This is a genomic window from Allomuricauda sp. CP2A (genome assembly GCF_001683915.1).
GTDB lineage: Bacteria > Bacteroidota > Bacteroidia > Flavobacteriales > Flavobacteriaceae > Flagellimonas.
On the sequence record NZ_LXTT01000106.1, the window covers coordinates 1 to 24231 of the forward strand.

The 24231-nt window shown below is 43.6% G+C and carries 23 protein-coding genes, 3 tRNA genes and 1 rRNA gene; 17 read left to right on the forward strand and 10 right to left on the reverse strand.

Going from position 1 to position 24231, the window contains the following annotated elements; genetic code table 11:
• Positions 1-127 precede the first annotated feature (127 nt).
• Positions 128-201 (reverse strand) — tRNA-Ile (locus A7D14_RS12635).
• Positions 202-311: 110 nt separating this feature from the next.
• Positions 312-1837: ribosomal RNA gene (locus tag A7D14_RS12640) — 16S ribosomal RNA — on the reverse strand.
• 444 nt (positions 1838-2281) lie between these two features.
• Between A7D14_RS12640 and thrS the strand changes: the two genes are divergently transcribed.
• From thrS to rplT, 4 genes are all read left to right on the forward strand, one after another.
• Positions 2282-4222 (forward strand): threonine--tRNA ligase, encoded by a 1941-nt coding sequence (gene thrS, locus A7D14_RS12645; RefSeq protein ID WP_067035115.1) that lies wholly within the window; start codon positions 2282-2284, stop codon positions 4220-4222.
• Positions 4223-4258: 36 nt separating this feature from the next.
• A complete protein-coding gene (gene infC / locus A7D14_RS12650) occupies positions 4259-4810 on the forward strand; it encodes a translation initiation factor IF-3 (RefSeq protein WP_255307455.1) in 552 nt (183 codons plus the stop codon).
• Between the two features lie 50 nt (positions 4811-4860).
• On the forward strand, positions 4861-5058 hold the full coding sequence (rpmI, locus tag A7D14_RS12655) for a 50S ribosomal protein L35 (RefSeq protein ID WP_014033572.1): 198 nt from the start codon (positions 4861-4863) through the stop codon (positions 5056-5058).
• A gap of 91 nt (positions 5059-5149) precedes the next feature.
• The gene (gene rplT, locus A7D14_RS12660) at positions 5150-5494 is read left to right on the forward strand and encodes a 50S ribosomal protein L20 (RefSeq protein ID WP_036383285.1); all 345 of its coding nucleotides are present in this window, start codon (positions 5150-5152) and stop codon (positions 5492-5494) included.
• 130 nt (positions 5495-5624) lie between these two features.
• Here rplT and A7D14_RS12665 read toward each other — a convergent pair whose 3' ends face one another.
• Positions 5625-6047 (reverse strand): secondary thiamine-phosphate synthase enzyme YjbQ, encoded by a 423-nt coding sequence (locus A7D14_RS12665; protein WP_067035121.1) that lies wholly within the window; start codon positions 6045-6047, stop codon positions 5625-5627.
• A gap of 101 nt (positions 6048-6148) precedes the next feature.
• On the opposite strand from A7D14_RS12665, the gene A7D14_RS12670 reads away from it, so the two are divergent.
• Both A7D14_RS12670 and A7D14_RS12675 read left to right on the forward strand, forming a co-directional pair.
• Positions 6149-6940, forward strand: a complete 792-nt coding sequence (locus A7D14_RS12670) for an HAD family hydrolase (protein WP_067035124.1) — start codon at positions 6149-6151, stop codon at positions 6938-6940.
• A gap of 83 nt (positions 6941-7023) precedes the next feature.
• Positions 7024-7911 (forward strand): dienelactone hydrolase family protein, encoded by an 888-nt coding sequence (locus tag A7D14_RS12675; protein ID WP_067035128.1) that lies wholly within the window; start codon positions 7024-7026, stop codon positions 7909-7911.
• On the opposite strand, the gene A7D14_RS12680 is transcribed toward A7D14_RS12675, so the two are convergent.
• From A7D14_RS12680 to tgt, 5 genes are all read right to left on the reverse strand, one after another.
• The gene (locus tag A7D14_RS12680) at positions 7908-9218 is read right to left on the reverse strand and encodes an asparagine synthetase B (RefSeq protein ID WP_409552687.1); all 1311 of its coding nucleotides are present in this window, start codon (positions 9216-9218) and stop codon (positions 7908-7910) included. The genes A7D14_RS12675 and A7D14_RS12680 overlap by 4 nt on opposite strands.
• Positions 9196-10746, reverse strand: coding sequence for a replicative DNA helicase (gene dnaB / locus A7D14_RS12685; protein WP_067035131.1), 1551 nt, complete (start codon positions 10744-10746; stop codon positions 9196-9198). The genes A7D14_RS12680 and dnaB overlap by 23 nt, the downstream gene beginning before the upstream one ends.
• A gap of 158 nt (positions 10747-10904) precedes the next feature.
• Positions 10905-11858, reverse strand: a complete 954-nt coding sequence (locus tag A7D14_RS12690) for an acetyl-CoA carboxylase carboxyltransferase subunit alpha (RefSeq protein WP_067035135.1) — start codon at positions 11856-11858, stop codon at positions 10905-10907.
• Positions 11859-11971: 113 nt separating this feature from the next.
• Positions 11972-13054, reverse strand: a complete 1083-nt coding sequence (locus A7D14_RS12695) for an LptF/LptG family permease (protein ID WP_067035138.1) — start codon at positions 13052-13054, stop codon at positions 11972-11974.
• The gene (gene tgt, locus A7D14_RS12700; protein ID WP_067035140.1) at positions 13054-14184 is read right to left on the reverse strand and encodes a tRNA guanosine(34) transglycosylase Tgt; all 1131 of its coding nucleotides are present in this window, start codon (positions 14182-14184) and stop codon (positions 13054-13056) included. Before tgt ends, A7D14_RS12695 begins: the two co-directional genes overlap by 1 nt.
• 157 nt (positions 14185-14341) lie before the next feature.
• On the opposite strand from tgt, the gene A7D14_RS12705 reads away from it, so the two are divergent.
• From A7D14_RS12705 to A7D14_RS12715, 3 genes are read left to right on the forward strand one after another with little or no spacing between them, the layout of a single operon-like run.
• Entirely contained in the window at positions 14342-15187 is an 846-nt protein-coding gene (locus A7D14_RS12705) for a transketolase (protein ID WP_067035143.1), read from the forward strand.
• Positions 15188-15204: 17 nt separating this feature from the next.
• Entirely contained in the window at positions 15205-16158 is a 954-nt protein-coding gene (locus A7D14_RS12710; RefSeq protein WP_067035146.1) for a transketolase family protein, read from the forward strand.
• 54 nt (positions 16159-16212) lie between these two features.
• Entirely contained in the window at positions 16213-16824 is a 612-nt protein-coding gene (locus tag A7D14_RS12715) for an outer membrane beta-barrel protein (protein WP_067035149.1), read from the forward strand.
• Positions 16825-16892: 68 nt separating this feature from the next.
• Here A7D14_RS12715 and A7D14_RS12720 read toward each other — a convergent pair whose 3' ends face one another.
• Positions 16893-17897 (reverse strand): FKBP-type peptidyl-prolyl cis-trans isomerase, encoded by a 1005-nt coding sequence (locus A7D14_RS12720; RefSeq protein ID WP_067035152.1) that lies wholly within the window; start codon positions 17895-17897, stop codon positions 16893-16895.
• Positions 17898-17975: 78 nt separating this feature from the next.
• Between A7D14_RS12720 and A7D14_RS12725 the strand changes: the two genes are divergently transcribed.
• Positions 17976-18347 (forward strand): RNA-binding S4 domain-containing protein, encoded by a 372-nt coding sequence (locus A7D14_RS12725; protein ID WP_067035155.1) that lies wholly within the window; start codon positions 17976-17978, stop codon positions 18345-18347.
• Between the two features lie 34 nt (positions 18348-18381).
• Positions 18382-18879, forward strand: a complete 498-nt coding sequence (locus A7D14_RS12730; RefSeq protein WP_067035158.1) for a phosphoribosyltransferase family protein — start codon at positions 18382-18384, stop codon at positions 18877-18879.
• On the opposite strand, the gene A7D14_RS12735 is transcribed toward A7D14_RS12730, so the two are convergent.
• On the reverse strand, positions 18871-19386 hold the full coding sequence (locus A7D14_RS12735; RefSeq protein WP_067035161.1) for a shikimate kinase: 516 nt from the start codon (positions 19384-19386) through the stop codon (positions 18871-18873). The two genes, A7D14_RS12730 and A7D14_RS12735, sit on opposite strands and share 9 nt — an antisense overlap.
• Before the next feature lie 118 nt (positions 19387-19504).
• Between A7D14_RS12735 and A7D14_RS12740 the strand changes: the two genes are divergently transcribed.
• From A7D14_RS12740 to A7D14_RS12765, 6 genes are all read left to right on the forward strand, one after another.
• Positions 19505-19577: transfer RNA gene (locus A7D14_RS12740), tRNA-Lys, on the forward strand.
• A 349-nt stretch (positions 19578-19926) separates the two neighbouring features.
• Complete coding sequence (locus A7D14_RS12745; RefSeq protein WP_067035209.1) at positions 19927-21012, forward strand: efflux RND transporter periplasmic adaptor subunit; 1086 nt, start codon at positions 19927-19929, stop codon at positions 21010-21012.
• The gene (locus tag A7D14_RS12750; RefSeq protein ID WP_067035164.1) at positions 21009-22271 is read left to right on the forward strand and encodes an ABC transporter permease; all 1263 of its coding nucleotides are present in this window, start codon (positions 21009-21011) and stop codon (positions 22269-22271) included. Before A7D14_RS12745 ends, A7D14_RS12750 begins: the two co-directional genes overlap by 4 nt.
• A gap of 8 nt (positions 22272-22279) precedes the next feature.
• On the forward strand, positions 22280-22957 hold the full coding sequence (locus A7D14_RS12755; RefSeq protein WP_067035167.1) for an ABC transporter ATP-binding protein: 678 nt from the start codon (positions 22280-22282) through the stop codon (positions 22955-22957).
• Between the two features lie 118 nt (positions 22958-23075).
• Positions 23076-23159 (forward strand) — tRNA-Leu (locus tag A7D14_RS12760).
• A 172-nt stretch (positions 23160-23331) separates the two neighbouring features.
• Positions 23332-24231 (forward strand): MerR family transcriptional regulator, encoded by a 900-nt coding sequence (locus A7D14_RS12765; protein ID WP_067035170.1) that lies wholly within the window; start codon positions 23332-23334, stop codon positions 24229-24231.

Here is a 24231-nt window from a genome sequence, read left to right on the forward strand (position 1 = left end):
TTGTAGTCTCAGGCAGACTCCCCTCGACTTCGCTCGGGATAAACTTCTCGTCTGCTTCGACCTTGTAGTCTCAGGCAGACTCCCCTCGACTTCGCTCGGGATAAACTTCTCGTCTGCTTCGACCTTGTAGTCTCAGGCAGACTCGAACTGCCGACCTCTACATTATCAGTGTAGCGCTCTAACCAGCTGAGCTATGAGACTGTCTTGGCCTAAAACCACCAATATTTCTATAACATATCATAAACGACAGCACAAAGATATAAGGACCACCCCGAGCGGGACCCCGGCCTACCGGGCGTCTCTTTCTCTAGAAAGGAGGTGTTCCAGCCGCACCTTCCGGTACGGCTACCTTGTTACGACTTAGCCCTAGTTACCGATTTTGCCCTAGGCCGCTCCTCTCGGTGACGGACTTCAGGCACTCCCGGCTTCCATGGCTTGACGGGCGGTGTGTACAAGGCCCGGGAACGTATTCACCGGATCATGGCTGATATCCGATTACTAGCGATTCCAGCTTCACGGGGTCGAGTTGCAGACCCCGATCCGAACTGTGACCGGTTTTGTAGATCCGCGCCCCCTTGCGGGGTGGCTTCCCTCTGTACCGGCCATTGTAGCACGTGTGTGGCCCAGGACGTAAGGGCCGTGATGATTTGACGTCGTCCCCACCTTCCTCACGGTTTGCACCGGCAGTCCCGCTAGAGTCCCCATCTTTACATGCTGGCAACTAACGGTAGGGGTTGCGCTCGTTATAGGACTTAACCTGACACCTCACGGCACGAGCTGACGACAACCATGCAGCACCTTGCAGGCGGTCCGAAGAAAGGGGTGTCTCCACCCCATGCAGCCTGCATTTAAGCCCTGGTAAGGTTCCTCGCGTATCATCGAATTAAACCACATGCTCCACCGCTTGTGCGGGCCCCCGTCAATTCCTTTGAGTTTCATTCTTGCGAACGTACTCCCCAGGTGGGATACTTATCACTTTCGCTTGGCCACGGAGACCGAGGTCCCCACAGCTAGTATCCATCGTTTACGGCGTGGACTACCGGGGTATCTAATCCCGTTCGCTACCCACGCTTTCGTCCATCAGCGTCAGTACATGGTTGGTCACCTGCCTTCGCGATCGGTGTTCTATGTGATATCTATGCATTTCACCGCTACACCACATGTTCCGGCAACCCCACCATGACTCAAGACCGCCAGTATCAAAGGCAATTCTACGGTTGAGCCGCAGACTTTCACCCCTGACTTAACGGCCCGCCTACGGACCCTTTAAACCCAATGATTCCGGATAACGCTCGGACCCTCCGTATTACCGCGGCTGCTGGCACGGAGTTAGCCGGTCCTTATTCTTACGGTACCGTCAGCTCCCCTCGCAAGGGGAGGTTTCTTCCCGTATAAAAGCAGTTTACAACCCATAGGGCAGTCATCCTGCACGCGGCATGGCTGGATCAGGCTCCCGCCCATTGTCCAATATTCCTCACTGCTGCCTCCCGTAGGAGTCTGGTCCGTGTCTCAGTACCAGTGTGGGGGATCCCCCTCTCAGGGCCCCTAACCATCGCTGCCTTGGTAAGCCGTTACCTTACCAACTAACTAATGGTACGCATGGCCATCCCTGTCCGATAAATCTTTAACCACATCATCATGCGATGTCGTGGTACCATGGGGCATTAATCCAAGTTTCCCTGGGCTATTCCCCTGACAGGGGCAGGTTCCATACGCGTTCCGCACCCGTGCGCCGGTCGCCACCAGAAAAGCAAGCTTTTCCGTGATGCCCCTCGACTTGCATGTGTTAGGCCTGCCGCTAGCGTTCATCCTGAGCCAGGATCAAACTCTTCATTGTATTTCTCTGAATGTCTGTCCGACACCCAAAGACCTGAGTCCCTGCATCAAAATGGTTCTTATAATATAATTCTCTTTACGCTGTCGTTACAATATGTATATGAACTTCTTCTTTCAAATCAAGGAAAAAAAAGAACCCTGAAAAGGCCCCTCCATCCCTTAAAACCAACCCAGCCTTATCAGCTAAGCGGGTGCAAATATAGAGAGGTTTAAATGATACCGCAAAACAATTTCGAAAAAAAATCGAAAAAAATTTCAATGATTTAAAAATCAGTGTGTTACATCAAATCAATCTTATTGAATCCATCAAACCCACGACTACTTTTCAACGCTATTTTAGGTAAACCTCTGATTTGAACCTTCTTACCCAATTGAGCCTTATATATATTGTAAGCATCAATTCAAGATAGTATCTTTGCGCACCATCCAAAATTAAGGAGTGTAAATGATAGAGATCACATTGCCTGACGGCGCGGTAAAGAAAGTTTCTGAGGGAACTACACCTATTGAGATTGCAAAGAGCATTAGTGAGGGCTTGGCCCGAAATGTAATTTCGGCCAAATTCAATGATACCACTGTGGAAACGGTGACGCCCCTAACCGAAGATGGCACACTTACCTTATATACATGGAACGATGCCGAAGGGAAAAAAGCATTTTGGCACTCCACCTCCCACGTTGTGGCCCAAGCCTTGGAAGAATTGTACCCAGGCATTAAGCTTACCATTGGCCCTGCCATTGAAAATGGTTTCTACTATGATGTAGATTTTGGGGAGCACGCCGTATCGGAAAAGGATTTTCCTGAAATTGAAAAAAAGGCCTTGGAAATTGCACGTGGAAAGCACGATTATAAAATGCGAAGCGTCTCCAAAGCTGATGCGCTACACTATTACAAGGACCAACATAATCCATATAAGGTAGAGTTGATTGAAAATCTTGAGGATGGCACCATCACTTTCTGTGATCATAGCACATTTACCGATCTGTGTCGTGGTGGACATATTCCCAATACTGGAATCATAAAAGCCATCAAAATTCTTAGTGTGGCCGGGGCGTATTGGAGAGGAGATGAAAATAACAAACAATTGACACGGGTCTACGGAATTTCATTCCCCAAACAAAAAGAGCTCACAGAATATCTTGAGCTTTTGGAAGAGGCCAAGAAAAGGGATCACCGAAAATTGGGAAAGGAACTGGAGTTGTTCACTTTTTCCCAAAAAGTGGGTCAAGGTCTTCCTTTATGGTTACCGAATGGCGCCGCATTGCGTGAGCGTTTGGAGCAATTCCTTAAGAAGGCGCAGAAGAAAGCGGGATATGAGATGGTGGTAACACCCCATATTGGTCAAAAAGAACTGTATGTAACTTCTGGGCATTATGCCAAATACGGAGAGGATAGTTTTCAACCCATACACACTCCAAAAGAGGATGAGGAGTTCTTGCTAAAACCCATGAACTGTCCGCACCACTGTGAGATATACAACAGCACTCCTTTTAGTTACAAGGACTTGCCCAAACGCTATGCCGAATTCGGTACCGTATATAGATATGAACAAAGTGGAGAGCTGCATGGTCTTACCAGGGTCAGAGGATTTACCCAAGACGATGCCCACATTTTCTGTACAACCGAACAGCTTAATGATGAGTTTAAAAATGTGATTGACCTTACCTTATATGTATTGAACTCTTTGGGCTTTGATAATTTTACGGCCCAAGTGTCTGTGCGTGACCTTGAACATCCTGAAAAATACATCGGAAACACGGATGATTGGGAGAAAGCCGAGCAGGCCATCATCAATGCCGCAGAGGAAAAAGGGTTGAATTTTGTGGTTGAGAGTGGTGAAGCTGCTTTTTATGGTCCCAAACTGGATTTTATGGTGAAGGATGCCCTCGGAAGAAATTGGCAATTGGGTACCATTCAAGTCGATTACAACCTTCCGAAACGTTTTGAACTCACGTACAAAGGTAGTGATAACGAGCTGCATCAACCCGTAATGATTCATAGGGCACCATTTGGAAGCATGGAACGTTTTGTGGCTCTGTTACTGGAGCATACTGGCGGAAACTTCCCCTTATGGCTCATTCCAACTCAGGCTATTGTACTGCCGGTCAGTGAGAAACATGAAAAATATGCGGAAAAAGTTTTGAATTCACTGGAAAATCACGAAATTCGCGCGCTCATTGATAACAGGAATGAAACGGTTGGGAAGAAAATCCGTGAGGCTGAACTTAAAAAAATCCCTTTCATGCTCATCGTAGGAGAGCAGGAAGAAGCGGCAGAAACCATTTCGGTTCGACGTCATGGAGGTGAAGATTTGGGCAGTTTAAGCACAGAAGCTTTTTCCGACTTGGTATCTACTGAAATAAATAGTACCTTAAAGTCGTTCTAAAAAATTAAGTTTAACTAAAAAGTATACGTCATAGCAATACGAAGAAGATTTAAGCCCCAACCTAGGAGGGAAAACAAAAACCCTCATAATATCAATGAGAAGATTACCGCCCCAGAAGTGAGGCTCGTAGGGGACAATGTGGAAATAGGAGTTTATCCCATTTCAAAAGCTAGGGAAAAAGCCAGTGAACTGGAACTGGATTTGGTGGAGATTTCTCCAAAGGCCAATCCACCCGTGTGCAAAATTATAGATTACAAGAAGTTTCTCTACGAACAAAAGAAACGCGAAAAGGCCATGAAGGCCAAGGCCAGCAAAGTAGTCGTAAAGGAAATACGGTTTGGCCCGCAAACAGATGACCATGACTATGAGTTTAAAAAACGCCATGCTGAAAAATTTTTGAAGGATGGTGCCAAGCTCAAAGCCTATGTGTTCTTTAAAGGACGATCCATCGTCTACAAAGATCAAGGTGAAATTTTGTTGTTGAGACTGGCCCAAGATTTGGAAGAGCTTGGAAAGGTAGAGCAAATGCCAAAATTGGAAGGGAAACGAATGACCATGTTCATTGCTCCCAAAACGAGTAAGAAATAAAAGATACTGAACCTTGTTCAGCATAATAAGCGGAGATAAATACTAGGAAAATGCCTAAGATGAAAACAAAATCCAGTGCCAAAAAGCGGTTTAAGCTTACCGGGACTGGTAAAATCAAGAGAAAGCACGCTTTTAAGAGTCATATTTTGACAAAAAAGTCTAAAAAGCGTAAGCTTAAGTTGACCCATTCCACTTTGGTTCACAAAGCGGATGAGGACAACATCAAGGAACAATTACGTTTAAAATAATTGTTCAACCGGTACATTATTATTAACCCTGGAGTTGGGCCCAAAAAAGTTCTCAATTATTGAGACGCCTGCTACAAAAAAATGACACATTATGCCAAGATCAGTAAATTCAGTTGCTTCAAGAGCTAGAAGAAAAAAAGTGATGAAGCAAGCCAAAGGTTACTTCGGAAGACGTAAAAACGTTTGGACGGTAGCCAAAAATGCGGTAGAAAAAGCAATGCTTTATGCATACCGTGACAGAAGAAACAAAAAACGTACATTCCGTTCCCTATGGATCACCCGTATCAATGCAGGTGCCAGAATGCATGGAATGTCTTACTCTCAATTTATGGGGAAAGTAAAATCCAACGGAATAGAGCTTAACAGAAAAGTTCTTGCGGATTTGGCCATGAACCATCCTGATGCCTTTAAGGCCATCGTTGAGAAAGTAAAGTAAAATTTAATATAAACTTACCCCGCTTATTTAGATCCCGCCTTGTGCGGGATCTTTTATTTTACAAAAGGTCTAAAACAGCTTGACACGCCTGCATACCGCAGGCAGGAATTACTCAAATTGTCTCGAATGATTATTGCCCAAAGGCAGTAATGACCAACTTTCTGCCCGATGCATGGTTGCGATGCTCACAAAGGTAAATCCCCTGCCAAATACCCAAGTTCAACCTTCCGTTGGTAATGGGAATTTGAACCGATGCCCCCATCAATGAAGCCTTAATATGTGCCGGCATATCATCAGGCCCTTCATAATTGTGCACATAATAAGGGGCATTTTCAGGAACCATTTTATTGATGTGACTTTCAAAATCGGTTCGGACCGTAGGGTCGGCATTCTCATTAATGGTCAAACTTGCTGAAGTATGTTTAATGAACACCTGCAGCATTCCCGTATCTATTTTCCTTATCTCAGGAAGGGCATCCCAAACAGCATCCGTTATTAAATGAAACCCTCTTGGGTACGCTCGTAATTGCAGTTCTTTTTGGTAAAAATCCATAGTTTGAAGTAAAACATCGCACTAAATTAATATAAACTTTACCAAAAGGGATTCTCTCATTCCCTGAATAAGAAATACCTTTGCAGCTTAATTTCTTGAAAATGGATTTATCGCAGATCAAAATGGTGGTGACCGATATGGATGGTACGTTGTTGAACTCCAACCACGAAGTAAGCCCCCGCTTTTTTGAAATTTTTGAAGAGCTCAAGAAAAAGGACATTGTTTTTGTGGCTGCCAGTGGAAGGCAATACAACAGTATGGTGGACAAGTTGGAAACCATTAAAAATGACATCATCGTAATCGCCGAAAATGGTGCCTTGATAAAACAACAGGACAAGGTCTTGTTGACCACTCCCATTGACAAAAAAGAGGTTGGCCGTATTTTGGATATTGTTACCCCGCTTAAAGATGTGCATCCAGTACTCTGTGGGCAATACAATGCCTATGCCAATGATGCTTCCGATGCATTTTTGACCATGCTGGCGGAATATTATTCAGAGTTTGATATTGTAAAGGATCAAACCACTGTTGAAGCAGAGGTCCTTAAAATTGCCATTTACCATTTTGAGGATTCTGAAAAATATATCTATCCCTCGGTAAAACACTTGGAGGACAACCTAAAAGTTAAGGTGTCGGGCGCCAATTGGGTAGATGTTTCCCACCAAAATGCACACAAGGGCTACGCACTTCAGAAAGTCATGGATCAGCATCAAATTGCAGCCCACGAAGTCATGGTTTTTGGCGACTACAACAACGATTTGGAAATGATGCAACTCTCCAACTATAGCTTTGCCATGGCCAATGCCCATCCCAATGTAAAAAAAATAGCCAAATATGAAACCGTTAGCAATAATGAGTTAGGGGTGGAAAGGGTATTGGAGAAACTTTTATAGAAAACATTCTATTTAACTAGTTTGCAATAAGTTGCTTTGGTAAAATTTGTACCTTAAGGGGCAATCAACTAAATAGCAACTGTATGGCACCCTTAAAAAAAGAAGACATTAAACAGGAGGTCTTTGACCTGTATGATGCGTATGCCCATAACCAGTTAAATCGTAGGGAATTTATGGAAAAACTCTCCGTATATGCTGTTGGGGGCGTTACCATGGCCTCACTCTTGAGCTTTATAATGCCCAATTACGTGGATACGCTTTTGGTTCCACCCAATGACCCACGGCTGTATTCTGAATTTATTACCTATAATTCTCCAAAAGGCGGAGGTGAAATCCGTGGATTGCTGTCCAAACCCAAAGATGCAACAGGCAAATTGGGCGGTATTGTGGTGGTGCATGAAAACCGTGGGCTCAATCCGTATATAGAGGACGTGGGCCGAAGGGCTGCTTTGGCAGGTTTCATTTCCTTGGCTCCAGATGCGTTGACGCCTTTAGGTGGTTATCCCGGCAATGATGATGAAGGTAGAACGCTTCAACGGCAACGAGATCGTGATGAAATGCTTGAAGACTTTATCGCCGCCTATGATTATCTTAAAAACCATAAAGATTGCAATGGAAAAGTGGGTGTGGTCGGTTTTTGTTTTGGGGGATGGATTTCCAATATGATGGCCGTAAAAGTTCCTGATTTGGCTGCGGCAGTTCCCTTTTATGGAAGCCAACCTGCCGATGATGAAGTTGCGCAGATCAATGCGCCCTTATTGATTCATTATGCGGGATTGGACACAAGGGTAAACGAAGGTTGGCCTGAATACGAGGCCAAGCTCAAAGAGCTGGATAAAGCATATGAAGCCCATTTTTACCCAGAGGTAAACCACGGTTTTCACAACAACACTACCCCAAGGTTTGATGAAGCCGCCGCTAATTTGGCCTGGGAACGCACCATTGAATTTTTCAAGAAGAAATTGGGTTAGGTCTTCTGTTTTTTCTTTCGGGCTGCGGGGAAAAGCACGTTGTTCAAAATCAATCGATATCCCGGTGAAGTTGGATGAAGTTCCAGTTCCGTTTTTGGGTCCCCTACCCTATGTTGGTAATCTTCGGGGTCATGTCCTCCATAAAAGGTAAAAAAACCTTTCCCCTTGATGCCATGAATGTATCGGGCCTCTCCGTTTATTTTGTTCTCCCCCAAGACCATGACGGTAGGTTTTACCTGATTCCTAGTAAACGCCGTAGTCTGACCCATAAATCCTTTTACCAAAGCCGTATGGTTCTGGGTCAACATGGTGGGAACAGGATCCCATTTGGCCGAAAACTCCATCAAGGAAAAATAATCTGACTCTTTGGGTACGTCACCCCTTTTGTTGGTCATATCAATGGACGAAAACTCATACCGGAGTGGATTTCGCTCTAAAACAAAGTTGGTAAAGGCAAAGGTGTTGCCATAATTCAGCTTCCCTTGATAATTGGCATCCGATGGGTCACCATCAAACATGGGTTCACAGATATCCACATTTTCTGCTGCTAGGGCAATATCAAAACTATCGGTGGCAGAGCACATGGCAAACATAAACCCTCCGCCAACCACATAATTCCTGATTTTTAGGGCAACTGCCAATTTTTCATCCGAAACTTTGGCATAGCCCAAACTTTGGGCCAAAGCCTCCGCCTGCTCTTTGGATTCAATATACCAGGGAGCAGCTCTATAGGCTCCATAAAACCGACCAAACTGACCCGTAAAGTCTTCATGGTGCAAGTGCAACCAATCATACAGGGCCAATTTATCGCCCAAAACCTCTTCATCATACACGGTGGTATAGGGAATTTCGGCATAGGTGAGCACCATGGTCACCGCATCATCCCACGGGGGATTGTCCTTGGGGGAATACACCGCGATTTTTGGGGCTTTTTCCAAAATAACGGCATCTTGGTTCTGGGAAGGACTGCTGATTTCATCCAAAATCTGTTCCGCTTTGCTATCCGATAACACTTCAAAGGAAACACCCCGAATCTGGCATTCTTTTCGGATGGCCTCACCATCGGGCAACAAAAAGGAACCACCCCGATAGTTTAGCAGCCATTGCACTTTCTGTTGTTTGGTGAGCACCCAATAGGTGATTCCGTAAGCTTTTAAATGGTTTTCCTGACTTTCGGCATCCATGGGAATAAGGATGACTGAGGCAAAGGAAGAAAGAGAAAAGAGCAAGGAAACAAGAAGCAAGACACCTCTCAACCTTAATTTGGGGGGCAAAAAATTTAATTTAAAATGGTACGTCATTGTCATCTGGGTCATCGTCATCACTGTTCATTGCGCTCCCAAAAGCCTCATCCGCATTGGGAAGATTTGGGGTTGCAAAGGGATTTTCTTCGTCCGCATTCATCTTCGATTGGAATTCGAATGGGGAGTCAAAGTCATCCAAGTTATCAAATTTACCCAGAGCGCCCACAAATTTTAACCTAATATTATCCAATCCACCGTTACGGTGCTTGGCCACAATAAACTCTGCCTGACCTTGGGTGGGGGTACGCTCTTCATCATCCCACTCATCAATTTTATAGTATTCAGGTCTGTAAATAAAGGAAACAATATCCGCATCCTGCTCAATGGCCCCGGATTCCCTCAAATCCGAAAGAATGGGTCGTTTACTACCTCCACGGGTCTCAACCGCCCTGGACAATTGGGACAGGGCAATCACTGGAACGTTCAATTCTTTGGCCAATGCCTTTAAGTTTCGGGAAATAGTAGAAATCTCCTGTTCCCGGTTTCCGCCTTTTTGACTTCCCCCAGCCGTCATCAACTGCAAGTAGTCAATAACGATCAATTTAATTTTGTGTTGGGAAGCCAAACGGCGCGCCTTTGCCCGTAAATCAAAAATGGAAAGCGAAGGGGTATCATCAATGAACAGGGGAGCATTTTCCAGTGCTTTCACCTTTACGTTCAACTGCTCCCATTCGTGTTTTTCGAGTTTTCCTGTCCGCAATTTTTCGGAAGACAGTCCTGTTTCAGAAGAAATCAAACGGGTGATCAACTGCACGGATGACATCTCCAAGGAAAAAAATGCGACGGGAATTTCAGAGTTCACAGCAATGTTCCGGGCCATGGAAAGTGTGAGAGCGGTTTTACCCATACCGGGACGTGCCGCCACAATGACCAAATCGCTGGGTTGCCAACCGGATGTCAATTTATCCAACTTGTCAAAACCAGAGGGGATTCCACTCAACCCTTCCTTATTGGAAATTTCCTCAATTTTTTTCTTGGCCTGAATCACCAAATTCTGTGCAGTCTCGGCTGAACGTTTCAAGTTGCCTTGGGTAACCTCGTACAATTTTGCCTCTGCATTGTCCAAAAGATCAAAAACGTCCGTGGAATCACTGTAGGCATCCTCAATGATCTCGCTTGAGATTTTTATAAGGCTTCTTTGAATGTATTTTTGAAGAATAATTCTGGCATGGAACTCAATGTGGGCCGAAGAGGCCACTTTTTGGGTGAGCTTGATCAAATAAAAGTCACCTCCTACAGCTTCCAGCTTTCCTTCTTTCTTTAACTGGGAGGAAACGGTTAATAAATCGACAGGCTCCGAAGATTCAAATAATTTAAAGATTGCTTCATAAATGTATCGATGGGCATCTTTATAGAAGACATCAGGATGTAGGATATCGATTACTTCGTCCACCCCTTTTTTGTCAATCATCATTGCTCCCAATACAACTTCCTCTAAATCAACTGCTTGAGGTGGTATTTTTCCTTTCTCAAGATTGATCAGGGTAGATTTGTCCACTCTATGACCGATGATTGGGCTAGGTTTGTCCATGAGTACGAAAGTAGCTAATTAACCTTTAGTTAACTTGAATTTTAAAGAATACGATTTCAACAGGCATTTGTTGAAAACTCTTTGAATGCCTGTTAATAACTTAAAAAAATTAAGGATAAAAACCTAACAATAAAAGTTAACCTCTGAAAAAACAAGAATTATCCGTTGAAAACACCCATTTCAGCATATTTATCCATGCGGGCTTTGACCAAGTCTTTTGGTGATAACTTTTTCAGTTCCTCGTAATGTGACGAGATTTTGTTCTTGACGGTCTCAAAGGTTTTTTCCCTATTGGTATGTGCTCCGCCCAAGGGTTCCTTAACAATTTCATCTACCAATTTTTGTTTTTTCATATCGGCGGCGGTCAACTTTAGGGCTTCGGCTGCCTGCTCCTTGTACTCCCAGCTTCTCCACAAAATGGACGAACAGGATTCAGGAGAAATCACGGAGTACCATGTATTTTCCAACATCAAGACTTTGTCTCCCACACCAATGCCCAAAGCGCCCCCGGAAGCTCCCTCACCAATGATCACTACAATAATCGGCACTTTTAAACGGGTCATTTCCAAAATATTTCGGGCAATGGCTTCTCCTTGGCCTCTTTCTTCAGCTTCAATTCCGGGATAGGCTCCGGGCGTGTCCACGAAACATACCACGGGAATCCCAAACTTCTCTGCAGATTTCATCAATCGCAGGGCTTTGCGGTACCCTTCGGGATTGGCCATACCAAAATTGCGGTACTGTCGGGTTTTGGTGTTGTAGCCCTTTTGCTGACCAATGAACATATAACTTTGGTCACCAATCTTGCCCAAACCACCTACCATGGCCTTGTCATCCTTTACATTTCGATCTCCATGAAGCTCTAAAAATGTGTCCCCACAAATAGCTTTGATATAGTCCATGGTATAGGGCCTATTGGGGTGCCTGGATAATTGCACCCTTTGCCATGCGGTGAGATTTTTATAGATGTCCTTTCGGGTTTCTTCGAGTTTTTTTTCAATCTGTGAGCAGGTCTCCGTCACATCAACCTCGCTTTCCTCCCCAATTACCATACATTTTTGAAGTTGGTCTTCAAGTTCTTTAATGGGAAGTTCAAATTCTAAATATTCCATTGGAAAATAATTGTTTTCAAGAAATAGAATGGGGACAAATATAGGATTTTATGGGTTATTCGCAGAAAATGTCCAAGCCATTTAACATCAAACAGATAGGTCTTTCAAATACATTATCGCTTGGCCTTCATCAGCATATAAACCGCAAAGACACCAAAAATAAGATTGGGGATGATCACGGCCAATAAGGGTGAAAATCCGGATTGTTCGGCCAAAGTACCAAAAACCTTATCAAAAAAGATGTATACAAATGCCACCCCAATACCAAAAGCCAGGTTAAGCCCCATACCTCCCCTACGTTTCACAGAGGAAACTGCCACAGCAATCACGGTAAGGATAAAAGCGGCAATGGGCAATGCCCATCTTTTATACTTCACCAATATATAGGCATTGATATTGGAGGCTCCTTTTCTTTTCTGATCTTCAATAAAATCGTTGAGTTCGAACAGGTTTTTGGTCTCTGCCACATAGGAAACCGGGGTAAGATCTTCCAATTTAAAAGTGAACAAGGTATCCAACCGTCTTTTGGTCTCGATAATTTCCACATTGTTTTGGAGTTTTCGTTTACTATAATTGGTCAACCGATATATACTATCCTTATCAATCCATCGAATATTGCTTGCTGAAATTTTATAATCCAACTGTTTGATGGAATCAAAATGCTCGTATGTAAAATTGTACCCTATCTTTCTGTTGGGATCAAAACTGCTTACATACAGATAATCATTCTCATTCAACTGATTGAAAATATTGTCCGTAACCCGATCTTGTTTTCCCCGTTTAAAGTATTTGTATTCAAATTCATTGAAACCGATGCTGGCATGGGGCACGATGAACATCCCCATCATAAAAATAAGGATGGCCACCAAAGTTGCCCCTATTAAATAGGGACGCAGAAATCGTCCATAGGACACCCCGGAACTCAAAATGGCCACAATCTCTGTGTTACTGGCCAGTTTGGAAGTAAAAAAAATGATGGAAAGAAACAGAAAGACCGGAAGCAACAAATTCCCGATCACCAAGGTAAAATTGCCGTAAAACACAATTACTTCGCCCAAGGGAGCTTCGTTGTCTATGATCTTACCGATTTTCTCCGCAAGGTTGGCCATGATCCCAATGGGCACAAAGAGCATGAGCATCCCCATAAAGGTGACCAGATATCGTTTTAGAATATACTTGTCAAGTATGGTAAGCATTACAATCGTTTATCCATTTGTTGCACCATTTGGGTCTTCCATTTCAAGAAATCCCCTGCTAAAATACGCTCTCTTGCCGTGCGAACCAACCAAAGATAAAAACCAAGGTTATGGATCGTGGCAATTTGCTTACCCAGGTATTCGTTGGCGGCAAACAAATGTCGAAGGTAGGCCTTGGAGTATTCCGTGTCCACAAAAGTGATTCCCATTTCATCAATGGGTGAAAAATCGTTCTCCCATTTTTTGTTCTTTATGTTGATGGTGCCGTGGGCCGTGAACAACATTCCATTCCGTGCATTTCGGGTGGGCATCACACAATCGAACATATCCACACCCAATGCAATATTCTCCAATATATTAATAGGTGTACCCACACCCATCAAATACCGAGGCTTGTCCTCTGGCAGAATATCGCAGACCAACTCGGCCATTTCATACATTTCCTCTGCTGGCTCTCCTACGGAGAGTCCGCCAATGGCATTGCCCTCAGCTCCAACCGAGGCAATATATTCCGCGGATTGTTTTCGTAAATCTTTATAGGTAGACCCCTGTACAATAGGGAAAAAACTTTGGGAATATCCATATTTAAAAGGAAGCTTCTCCAAATGGGAAATGCATCTGTCCAACCACCTATGGGTTAGGTGCATGGAACGCTTCGCGTAATTGTAATCGCAGGGATAAGGTGTGCATTCATCAAAAGCCATGATGATATCCGCCCCAATGGTCCGTTGGATTTCCATAACATTCTCTGGTGTGAACACATGGAGCGATCCATCAATATGGGACTTGAACTTAACTCCCTCTTCCTTTATTTTGCGATTATCAGAAAGTGAATACACCTGATACCCCCCACTATCCGTCAATATATTTCGGTCCCAACCCATAAACTTGTGGAGGCCTCCGGCCTCTTCCAAAATTGTGGTTTTGGGGCGCAGGTACAAATGGTAGGTATTTCCCAAAATGACATCCGGGTCAATTTCCTCCTTCAACTCACGCTGGTGTACCCCTTTTACAGAGGCCACTGTACCCACGGGCATAAAAATAGGAGTCTGTATGGTACCATGGTCGGTGGTGATTTCCCCTGCCCTGGCCTTGCTCTCAATGTCCTTTTGTACTAAGCTAAACTTCAATGGTCATATTTAAAACCGCAAATATAGCCAACTCATATTCGCTTTCCCTTAACAAAAAAATAAAGTTTACACGGGTAAACATTTTGTGAAATAATCCATTTCTGCTTGTTTAGCCGACCTAATGCGGTTATTTTTGACAATCCAAAATGAAATACTAATGCCAAATACGAAAGAATTACAGGACCTGGTCGTTCAGGTGAGAAGGGACATTTTACGAATGGTCCATAAGGTAAATTCAGGACACCCTGGAGGCTCCTTGGGATGTACCGAATTTTTTGTTGCACTATACAATGAAATCATGGATCTAAAGGATGGGTTTGACATGGATGGAAAGGGAGAGGATCTCTTCTTTTTGTCCAATGGTCACATCTCACCCGTATTTTACAGTGTTCTGGCACGAAGAGGATACTTCCCCATTGAGGAACTCAATACGTTTAGGTTGATCAATTCCCGATTGCAAGGCCACCCTACCACCCATGAAGGTCTGCCCGGGGTTCGGGTAGCTTCCGGGTCTTTGGGACAAGGAATGTCCGTTGCCATTGGTGCCGCTTTGGCCAAAAAATTGAACGGTGACGATCATTTGGTGTTCAGTCTTCACGGTGATGGTGAGCTTCAGGAAGGCCAAAACTGGGAGGCGATTATGTATGCCGCCGGCAATAAGGTTGACAATTTGATTGCCACTGTGGACCGAAACGGTCAGCAAATCGATGGTGCCACGGAAGATGTGTTGCCTTTGGGCGATGTGTCCGAAAAATTCAGGGCCTTTGGTTGGGATGTTATGGAAATTGAAGACGGAAATAATTTGGAACAAGTCATAGCCGGTCTTAAAGAAGCCAAAAGCAGGACTGGAAAAGGAAAACCCGTCTGCATTGTTATGACCACAATGATGGGCAATGGGGTTGACTTTATGATGCACACCCATGCTTGGCACGGTAAAGCTCCCAATGACGAGCAATTGGCCACAGCATTGGCCCAGAATCCAGAGACCTTAGGTGATTATTAATTCTGAAGACAAGAAAAATGACAAAATATACAGATCAAGGAAAAAACGATACGCGTAGCGGTTATGGTGCCGGAATGACAGAATTGGGTAGGACCAACCCGAATGTGGTATCTCTTTGTGCCGACTTGGTGGGTTCCTTAAAGATTGAAACCTTTATTGAAGAAAACCCTGAACGCTTTTTTCAAACGGGGATAGCGGAAGCCAACATGATGGGCATTGCTGCTGGATTGACAATAGGAGGAAAAATTCCATTTGCTTCCACTTTTGCCAACTTTGCCACAGGCCGTGTCTATGATCAAATTAGACAATCCATTGCCTATTCGGGTAAAAATGTGAAAATCTGTGCATCGCATGCCGGACTTACGCTTGGAGAAGATGGGGCAACCCACCAGATTTTGGAAGATATTGGTTTGATGAAAATGCTTCCGGGCATGACGGTCATCAATCCATGCGATTATAACCAGACCAAGGCTGCTACCATAGCCATTGCAGACCATGTTGGGCCTGTTTACCTTCGTTTTGGCCGACCTAAAGTGGCCAACTTCACCCCTGTTGATCAAAAATTTGAGATTGGGAAAGCACTTATGCTCAGCGAAGGAACCGATGTGACCATTTTGGCCACGGGACATTTGGTGTGGCAGGCACTTTTGGCAGCAGAAAGCTTGGAAAACCAAGGTATTTCAGCGGAAGTCATCAACATCCACACCATAAAACCTTTGGACGATAAGGCCATTTTGGATTCTGTGAAAAAAACAGGATGTGTGGTAACCGCTGAAGAGCACAACTACTTGGGAGGTCTTGGCGAAAGCGTTGCTCGCGTATTGGCAACACATCATCCTGCGCCCCAAGAGTTTGTGGCAACCCAAGATACTTTTGGTGAAAGCGGTACTCCAGAACAACTAATGGAGAAATATGGTTTGAACAATAAAGCCATTGAAGCCGCCGTTTTAAAAGTGTTGAAACGAAAATAATTTTCGGTATCACTTTTGTGATATTCTTCATCAACCTTTTAAAAATGAACACTTATGAAAAAAACACTTCTAGTAGCAGTGTTGGCCTTAATAGGGTCTGCTGCCATGGCTCAAAGCGGTTCAGGCTTTGGGATTAAAGCAGGTTTAAATTATAACAAGAACGGAGACCTAATCGGTTCTGTTGGAGATTCGGGCCAAGACATTGTGGAAGGTGCCGAAGGCAAGACCGGATACCATGTAGGGTTCTGGGGGAAATTGGACTTTCCCAAAATCTATTTGAGACCTGAATTGGTTTACACCAAAACCAAAAGTTCCTATGATGTGGATGGCGGTTCCCAAGATTATGATGTTTCCAAATTGGACCTTCCGGTCTTATTGGGCATTAAAATAGTTGGCCCACTCCATCTTTTTGCTGGTCCAGCCTTTCAATACACCTTAAAGAACGACCTTGAAGGTGTGGAAATCGACGATGTTGAAAGTGATTTTACCGTTGGGTTGAACGCTGGTGCCGGGGTGAATATCGGAAGGCTTGGTTTCGATGTTCGTTATGAACGCGGTTTTTCGGAAAACGAAGCAAACTTTATTGGAAACAATATTACCGATGTTTCCGGTAGGGTTGATTCCAGACCTTCGCAGGTCATCTTTTCGGTCTCGTTGAAGCTATAAAGCCCAAAAACAAAATGAAAAATGCCCGCTCAGTTGAGCGGGCATTTTTTATGCTTTCATTTTATGAATTAATTGTCTGGATCTAAATAATCCGGAGTTCCATCATTATTTGAATCAGGATAGGGAGGGACAATTTCTCCATCTTCATTTGTAATCTCACTCCTGGTTGAAACACCATCTCCATCGTCATCCCCATCCAAGAAGTTGGCAAAACGCGTTGTCCTGAGCCTATCTTCCTCATCTTGATCTGTATTGTCATCGTACAAGTACCCATTTCCGTTAACATCCTCATCGATGGATGGAATACCGTCATTGTCATGATCGGTCTGGTTCATGGTGAAAAGGTCTATCGTGAACAACAATGGACTATATGTGGGGATTGACGCCATTGATGCGTTATTGTAAAATCCCAAAGCAGAAGGAAATATGATCATACCCACGCCGTACTCTTCAACACTTACCGTTCCATCCCCATTGTCAATGGGTTCCCCTCCTGTTTTTAAAAAGGGAATGCCTTCTGAAAAACCTCTGGCACCTTGGGAAAAATCCTGTAACCGGGCCAAATCAAACCAAATAGGGTTGAAAAAAGACCCGTCAAAAGAAGTGCCATCCAACAATTTCCCTTCATATCGCACATATACTGAATCTGCTACGGTAGGGTAAGCACCTACTGTAGGATTCGCCCCCATGTCATCCAACTCTTCAAAAGTGGGTCTGGCAGAAAGGTAATAGAGCTTGTGGGGCACATCATCCTCATCCGTATCCAAACTGAGTTGATTGGAAGAGATTTTCACAGTAGTGCTTCTGACCATATCGCTCAGCGGGGTTTTTCCGGCGTTATCACCTGCAATGGTATCTATCTTGATCTTGTAGTCAAAATTGGCTGGTGGAGATTGAAATTCCTCATAATTGTAGAAATGCGTCTGCAAAAACTCCTGTATGTCATTATCATTTTCGGGCGCAACCTCAGACAATGCCCTTGGTGGAACTCTTTCCACCCCACCATCATCATCATTGTTGCATGATAAAAAAATCAATGCCGAAAACAAAGAAACAAAAATCCCGTACCTCATCAAGTGTGTCTTTTAGCTGCGCAAGATACAATTTTCCGTTATTTTTGCTCGGTGCATTAACAAAGATTTGCAGAGCTTATGCGGATAGACAAGTACCTTTGGTGTATTAGATATTACAAAACCCGAAACGTTGCCTCCACAGCTGTGAAGAAAGGGCAGGTTAAGGTCAATGGTAGTGTTGTGAAGCCCTCCAGGGAGGTTTATCCTATGGATAAAGTGGTGCTGCGGAAGAACCAGATTGATTATGAATTGACGGTCTTGGACATTCCAGAGAGCCGTGTGGGGGCCAAACTGGTCGATATTTACCGAAAGGACACGACCCCTAAGGAAGCTTTTGAGAGCAATGAATTGCTGAAATTCGCCAAAACCCACTACAGAAAGAAAGGGCTGGGGCGTCCCACCAAAAAGGACCGGCGGGACATTGATGATTATTTGGACGAATCTGAATGATCTGTTTTATATCTTTGATGCAATTATCCATGCCATGAAGAACCGTATATTGACCCACAACCAAATTCAACATATTGTACGGCGGATCGCCTATCAGATTTATGAGAGCAATGTTGATGAGAAGGAAATCATTGTGGCCGGAATCAATGGTGGGGGAATGAACTTTGCCAAAAAGGTGGTAACGGTTCTCAAAAACATCACTGATGCCAATATTGTGCTCTGCAAGGTGGAAATGGATAAGAAAAACCCCTTGGAAAGTGGGGTGAACACTTCCATACCAGAAGAGGATTACAAAAACAAATCCGTTATATTGGTAGATGATGTGCTCAACTCGGGAACAACCTTGATTTATGGAGTGCATCACTTTTTAAAGACACCCATAAAGCAATTGAAAACGGCGGTGTTGGTCAACAGAAACCATAAAAAATTCCCTGTTAAGGCAGATTTCAAGGGCATCTCATTGTCCACCTCGCTCAATGAGCATATTGAAGTGGAGTTCCAGCCCAAAAATGATGCTGTTTATTTAGAGTAGCCGTTGTTTGATTTCGGTGACCACAGTTTCCAAATCCTTACCATCACATTCCAAAATATGCTTTGCCTGAGCGTAATATGGTCTTCGTTCAAAAAGATGTTTCCCAATAAACTCCGGGAGGTCTTCATCATCAATATTTTTTACCAGAGGTCGCTCTTCTTTTTCACCCTTTATGCGTTCCACCAATGCCGGAATGGACAGTTGTAGGTAGATGGAATCGTCGGATTTTTGCAATATGGTCTCCATGTTCCGGCCATAACAAGGAGTTCCCCCGCCCGTAGAAAGGATCAGGGCTTTGTTTTCATCCAAAACCTTGGACAACATTTCATGTTCCAATTTCCTGAAATAGACTTCTCCCTTTTCGGAAAAAATGGTTTTGATGGATTTTTGCTGCTGTTGCTCAATATATTCATCAAGATCAATGAACTTCAACTGTAACTCCTTGGACAACAACTTCCCCACGGACGACTTTCCACTTGCCATATATCCTACCAAAACTACTCTCATGTAATTGATTTATAAGCGATTTTTAAAAAACACAAATTTATCATTAATTCACCTTGCAAAATAGATTATTGATGTTATATTTGCACCCGCTTAGCGCAATTCGCCAGCACTGAAAAACGACCTGATAGCTCAGTTGGTAGAGCATCTCCCTTTTAAGGAGAGGGTCCTGGGTTCGAGCCCCAGTCAGGTCACAAAAAACCCTGAAAGCCTAATGGTTTTTCAGGGTTTTCTTTTTTTACCAAAGTAACTCATAAAAACACCAAGACACCAATTACTTAGGGTCTCAGTACAATCAACTCATTCAAACAATCAAATCATAAAACTTCGCATTTAAGACTACCCTTCCAATGCGTTCAAAGCCTTCTGCGTCAAACAATACCTCTTTTCTGAATCAGGTTGAAAACAAACAAAAAAACAAGTCAAGAAACAGTCAATTCCATTTTAAACAGGAACGGTAAATCAAAATCTAAATACTGATTTAACTCATACTATAAATGATAATTTTATTGGTAATTTGAGGACATTCTCATGAAACATACCATGAAATACTTTTTGCTCACCCTTCTTTTGTCCCCGATCCTGTTTTCATGTTCCGACAAAAAGGATATGGCCTATCCGGAACGAATGCCCTTGACTGAATCTGTATATGCTTCGGCAACCGTTCAGCCAGACAGTCTTTACCAGGTCTACTCCGCGGTGGTTGGTATTCTGGACAAGATTTGGGTGGAAGAGGGCGATAAAGTGGCCAAGGGCGACCCTATCCTCCAAATCATAAACACCTCTCCAGAACTGAACACGGAAAATGCCAAACTGGCCCTGCAATTGGCCCGTGAAAACTATAGTGGCAACGCAGCGGTTTTAAGTGGAATCAAAGATGAGATCCAAGCGGCAGAACTTAAATTAAAGAATGATTCCATCAATTATTTCCGACAAAAGAACCTTTGGAGTCAAAATATTGGTTCAAAATTGGAGTACGACAATCGAAAACTGGCCTACGAGCTTTCCCAAAACAACCTGAGCCTCCTCAAACGGAAATATGACCGGACAAAAAACGAACTGGAAACCCAGGTAATGCAAGCGGAAAACAACTATAAAACCGCTCTCACCAATACCAATGATTTTACCATTACCAGCAAGATCAATGGTAAGGTATACGCCCTCTACAAAAACCAAGGCGAAATTGTGAATACCATGGAGCCCGTTGCCGCTGTGGGCCGAAGTGACAAATTTGTGGTGGAACTATTGGTTGATGAAGTGGACATTGTAAAGCTAAAAATTGGGCAAGCAGTGTTCATCACCTTGGATTCCTATAATTCAAAAGTTTTTGAGGGCACGTTGGACAAAATCTACCCGAGAAAGGATGAACGTTCCCAAACTTTTAAGGTCGAGGCCCTTTTTAAAGATCCACCTGCCACTTTATACCCGGGGCTTTCGGGGGAGGGGAATATCATTATCGCGGAAAAAGAAGAGACCCTGACCATCCCCAAGGAATATGTAATAGGCGAATCGCACGTGCTTACAGACGATGGTGAAACAGAAATAACCATCGGTCTGCAAAACTTGGATAGGGTAGAAATCTTGGGAGGCATAGACGAAAAAACGGCCATCTATAAACCTGAACAATGATCAACTGGAGTGTTATATTGGGCATTGCCAAAACCCATCTTCTGACCAAGATGAAATCCACAGCGACCGCAACACTGGGGGTTACCTTTGGTATAGGCGCCTACATTACTCTGGTAAGTTTTATGACGGGCCTAAATGCCATGCTGGACGATCTGGTGCTGAACCAGACCCCACACATCCATATGTATAATGAAATTCGGCCCTCCCCCACCCAACCCGTTGCACTCTACGATGATTTCAAGGAAGCGTTCAACGTTGTGCATTCCATAAAGCCCAAGCAAAATCAAAAAAAGATACACAATGCCCTGCCCATTCTCAACTATCTTAAAAAACAGCCCAATGTAAAGGGGGCCACTCCGCAGCTTCGGGCCCAGATTTTTTATTTGTCCGGTTCCATAGAGCTGGGCGGCAACCTCATTGGAGTGGACATAATGGAAGAGGTCCGTCTGTCCAATATTCAGGACAATATTGTGGAAGGCACCCCAAAAGCCTTGGATACCAATGATAATGGCATTCTCTTAGGAGCCGGATTGGCCGATAAAATGTCCCTGTCCGTTGGAGACCGTGTTCAGGTGAGTACGGTAGCGGGCAATATCTTTCCGTTGAAAATTGTAGGGATTTATCAAAGTGGCATTGCCGAAATTGACAACGTTCAAAGCTTTGCCAACCTAAAAACCGTCCAGCGTATTTTGGGTGAAGCAGAAAACTATGTCACTGACATCAACATTAAACTATTGCATATTGACGATGCCCAACCCATGGCCCGTCGTCTGGAAAAACAGTTCAATACCAAAGCCATAGATATCAACGAGGCCAATGCGCAATTTGAAACCGGTTCGGACATTCGAAACCTCATTACCTATGCAGTTTCCATAACATTGCTCATTGTGGCCGGCTTTGGCATTTACAATATTTTGAACATGCTCATCTACGAAAAGATGAAAGATATCGCCATATTGAAAGCTACGGGGTTTTCGGGAAAGGATGTACAGCTCATTTTTATGAGTCAGGCCATGATCATTGGGTTTATTGGTGGTGTTTTGGGACTACTGATTGGCTTTGTACTGTCAAAAATAATTGACCAAGCTCCTTTTGAAACCGAAGCTCTGCCCACGATTTCAACATTCCCGGTAAACTACAATGTGGCTTATTACGTGATTGGAATCACATTTGCCCTTATTTCAACCTTTGTTGCAGGTTATTTGCCTTCCAACAGAGCCAAAAAAATCGACCCCGTTGAAATCATTCGGGGCACCTAACACAGCCTATGAAACTCGTCCTGGAAACCAAAAATATTAATAAACATTTCCATAAGCCCAAGGATTTTCATGTATTGAAGGATATATCTTTTGGGGTACGCGAAGGTGAGTTTGCCTCCATCATGGGAAAATCGGGATCGGGAAAATCCACATTGCTGTATGTGCTTTCCACCATGGACACGGATTATACAGGGGAATTGTATTTGGGCAACCAATTGATTACTGGAAAATCGCATCAAGAACTCTCTCGCATCCGCAACAAAAACATTGGGTTTGTATTCCAGTTTCATTATCTCCTATCAGAATTCAGTGTTCTGGAAAATGTAATGCTCCCGGCCAAAAAATTGGGCGAGAAATCCACCGCAGCAATTGAACGGGCTGCCCACCAAAAACTTGAAATGCTCCATATTGACCACCTTGCCCAACAAAGAGCATCCCGGATTTCTGGAGGGGAAAAACAACGTGTGGCCATTGCCAGGGCCCTTATCAATGACCCAACCATTTTAATGGGAGATGAGCCCACTGGTAATTTGGACAGTCAAAATTCCGAAAATGTGTTCACTATTTTTAAAAATCTAAAGGAAAAACAAGGTTTGTCCCTATTGGTCGTAACACACGATGAAGATTTCGCCAAGCGAACGGACCGGATCATTGAAATGGAAGACGGCATGATTATAAAACAATGAGCAAAAAAGAGTGGTGGACCAGTACAATTTCAGAATGCCAGATCAGGTGATATTTGAACAAAACCCCTATATTTGTCGCCCCAAAGATTTTTGGCCGTTTTAGACCCAGAATCGATAGGCCCACGTGGTGGAATTGGTAGACACGCTACCTTGAGGGGGTAGTGTTCGTAAGGACGTGCTGGTTCGACTCCAGTCGTGGGCACACAAAACCGCAATCTATGCGGTTTTTTTGTTTTTATACTTTTCCCTTCTTAACTGCCCATCTTTTCCCTTGAAAACATCACATTTTATGAGGATATGTACCAAATTTTAGGGCAAAAAAATAGGTTCGTATCGTTTTAATTGTAAATTTGTTTAATCTTTACACACAAAAGATGAACAATGTAAAAACATCCTTCAGTATTCGGGACATGGAAAATCTGTCCGGAATAAAGGCCCATACCATCCGGATTTGGGAAAAACGATACAATCTGTTCAGTCCCGAAAGGACCAGCACCAATATTAGGACCTATTCCATTGCGAGCCTACAAAAGTTGTTGAACATTACCCTGCTGTACAATAATGGGTACAAGATTTCAAAAATTGCCAAGTTGGATGAATCACAGATTCCAATGATGGTAAAGGAAATTGTTGCGCAGAACAGTAAAAAGAGCCACGCCCTCAATGCCTTTAAATTGGCCATGCTCAATTTTGATCAGCCCTTGTTTCAGAAAACCTACAACAATCTATTGGCTGAAAGATCGTTCAGGGATGTTTTTCATGAGGTGTTCATTCCATTGCTCAACGAATTGGGGCTCCTTTGGCAGACAGATACCATCAGTCCTGCACATGAGCATTTTATTTCCAATCTCATAAAACAGAAGATCTACATCCAAACGGAAAAGTTGCAATTTGAAGAACCCTCTAAAAAAGAGAAGGTCTTTGCCCTTTTCCTGCCTGAGAATGAAATCCACGAATTGGGGTTGTTATATGTCAATTATGAGATAACCTTAAGAGGATACAAGTCCATTTACTTGGGGCAAACCATGCCCCTGGAAAATTTATCGGATTTGCTAAAGTATTATGATAATGTCAATTTTATTTCCTATTTTACCGTAGCGCCTACCCCAAATGAACTGCATGCTTACTTGGAGCGTTTTTCCAAAATTTTGGAGCTTTCACCAGATTCAAGACTCTATCTTTTGGGACACCAAATACGACATGCCACAGCGGACACGTTCCCTGACTCGGTAAAAGCGTTCAATTCCATCGAACAATTATTGGAATCCCTCTAA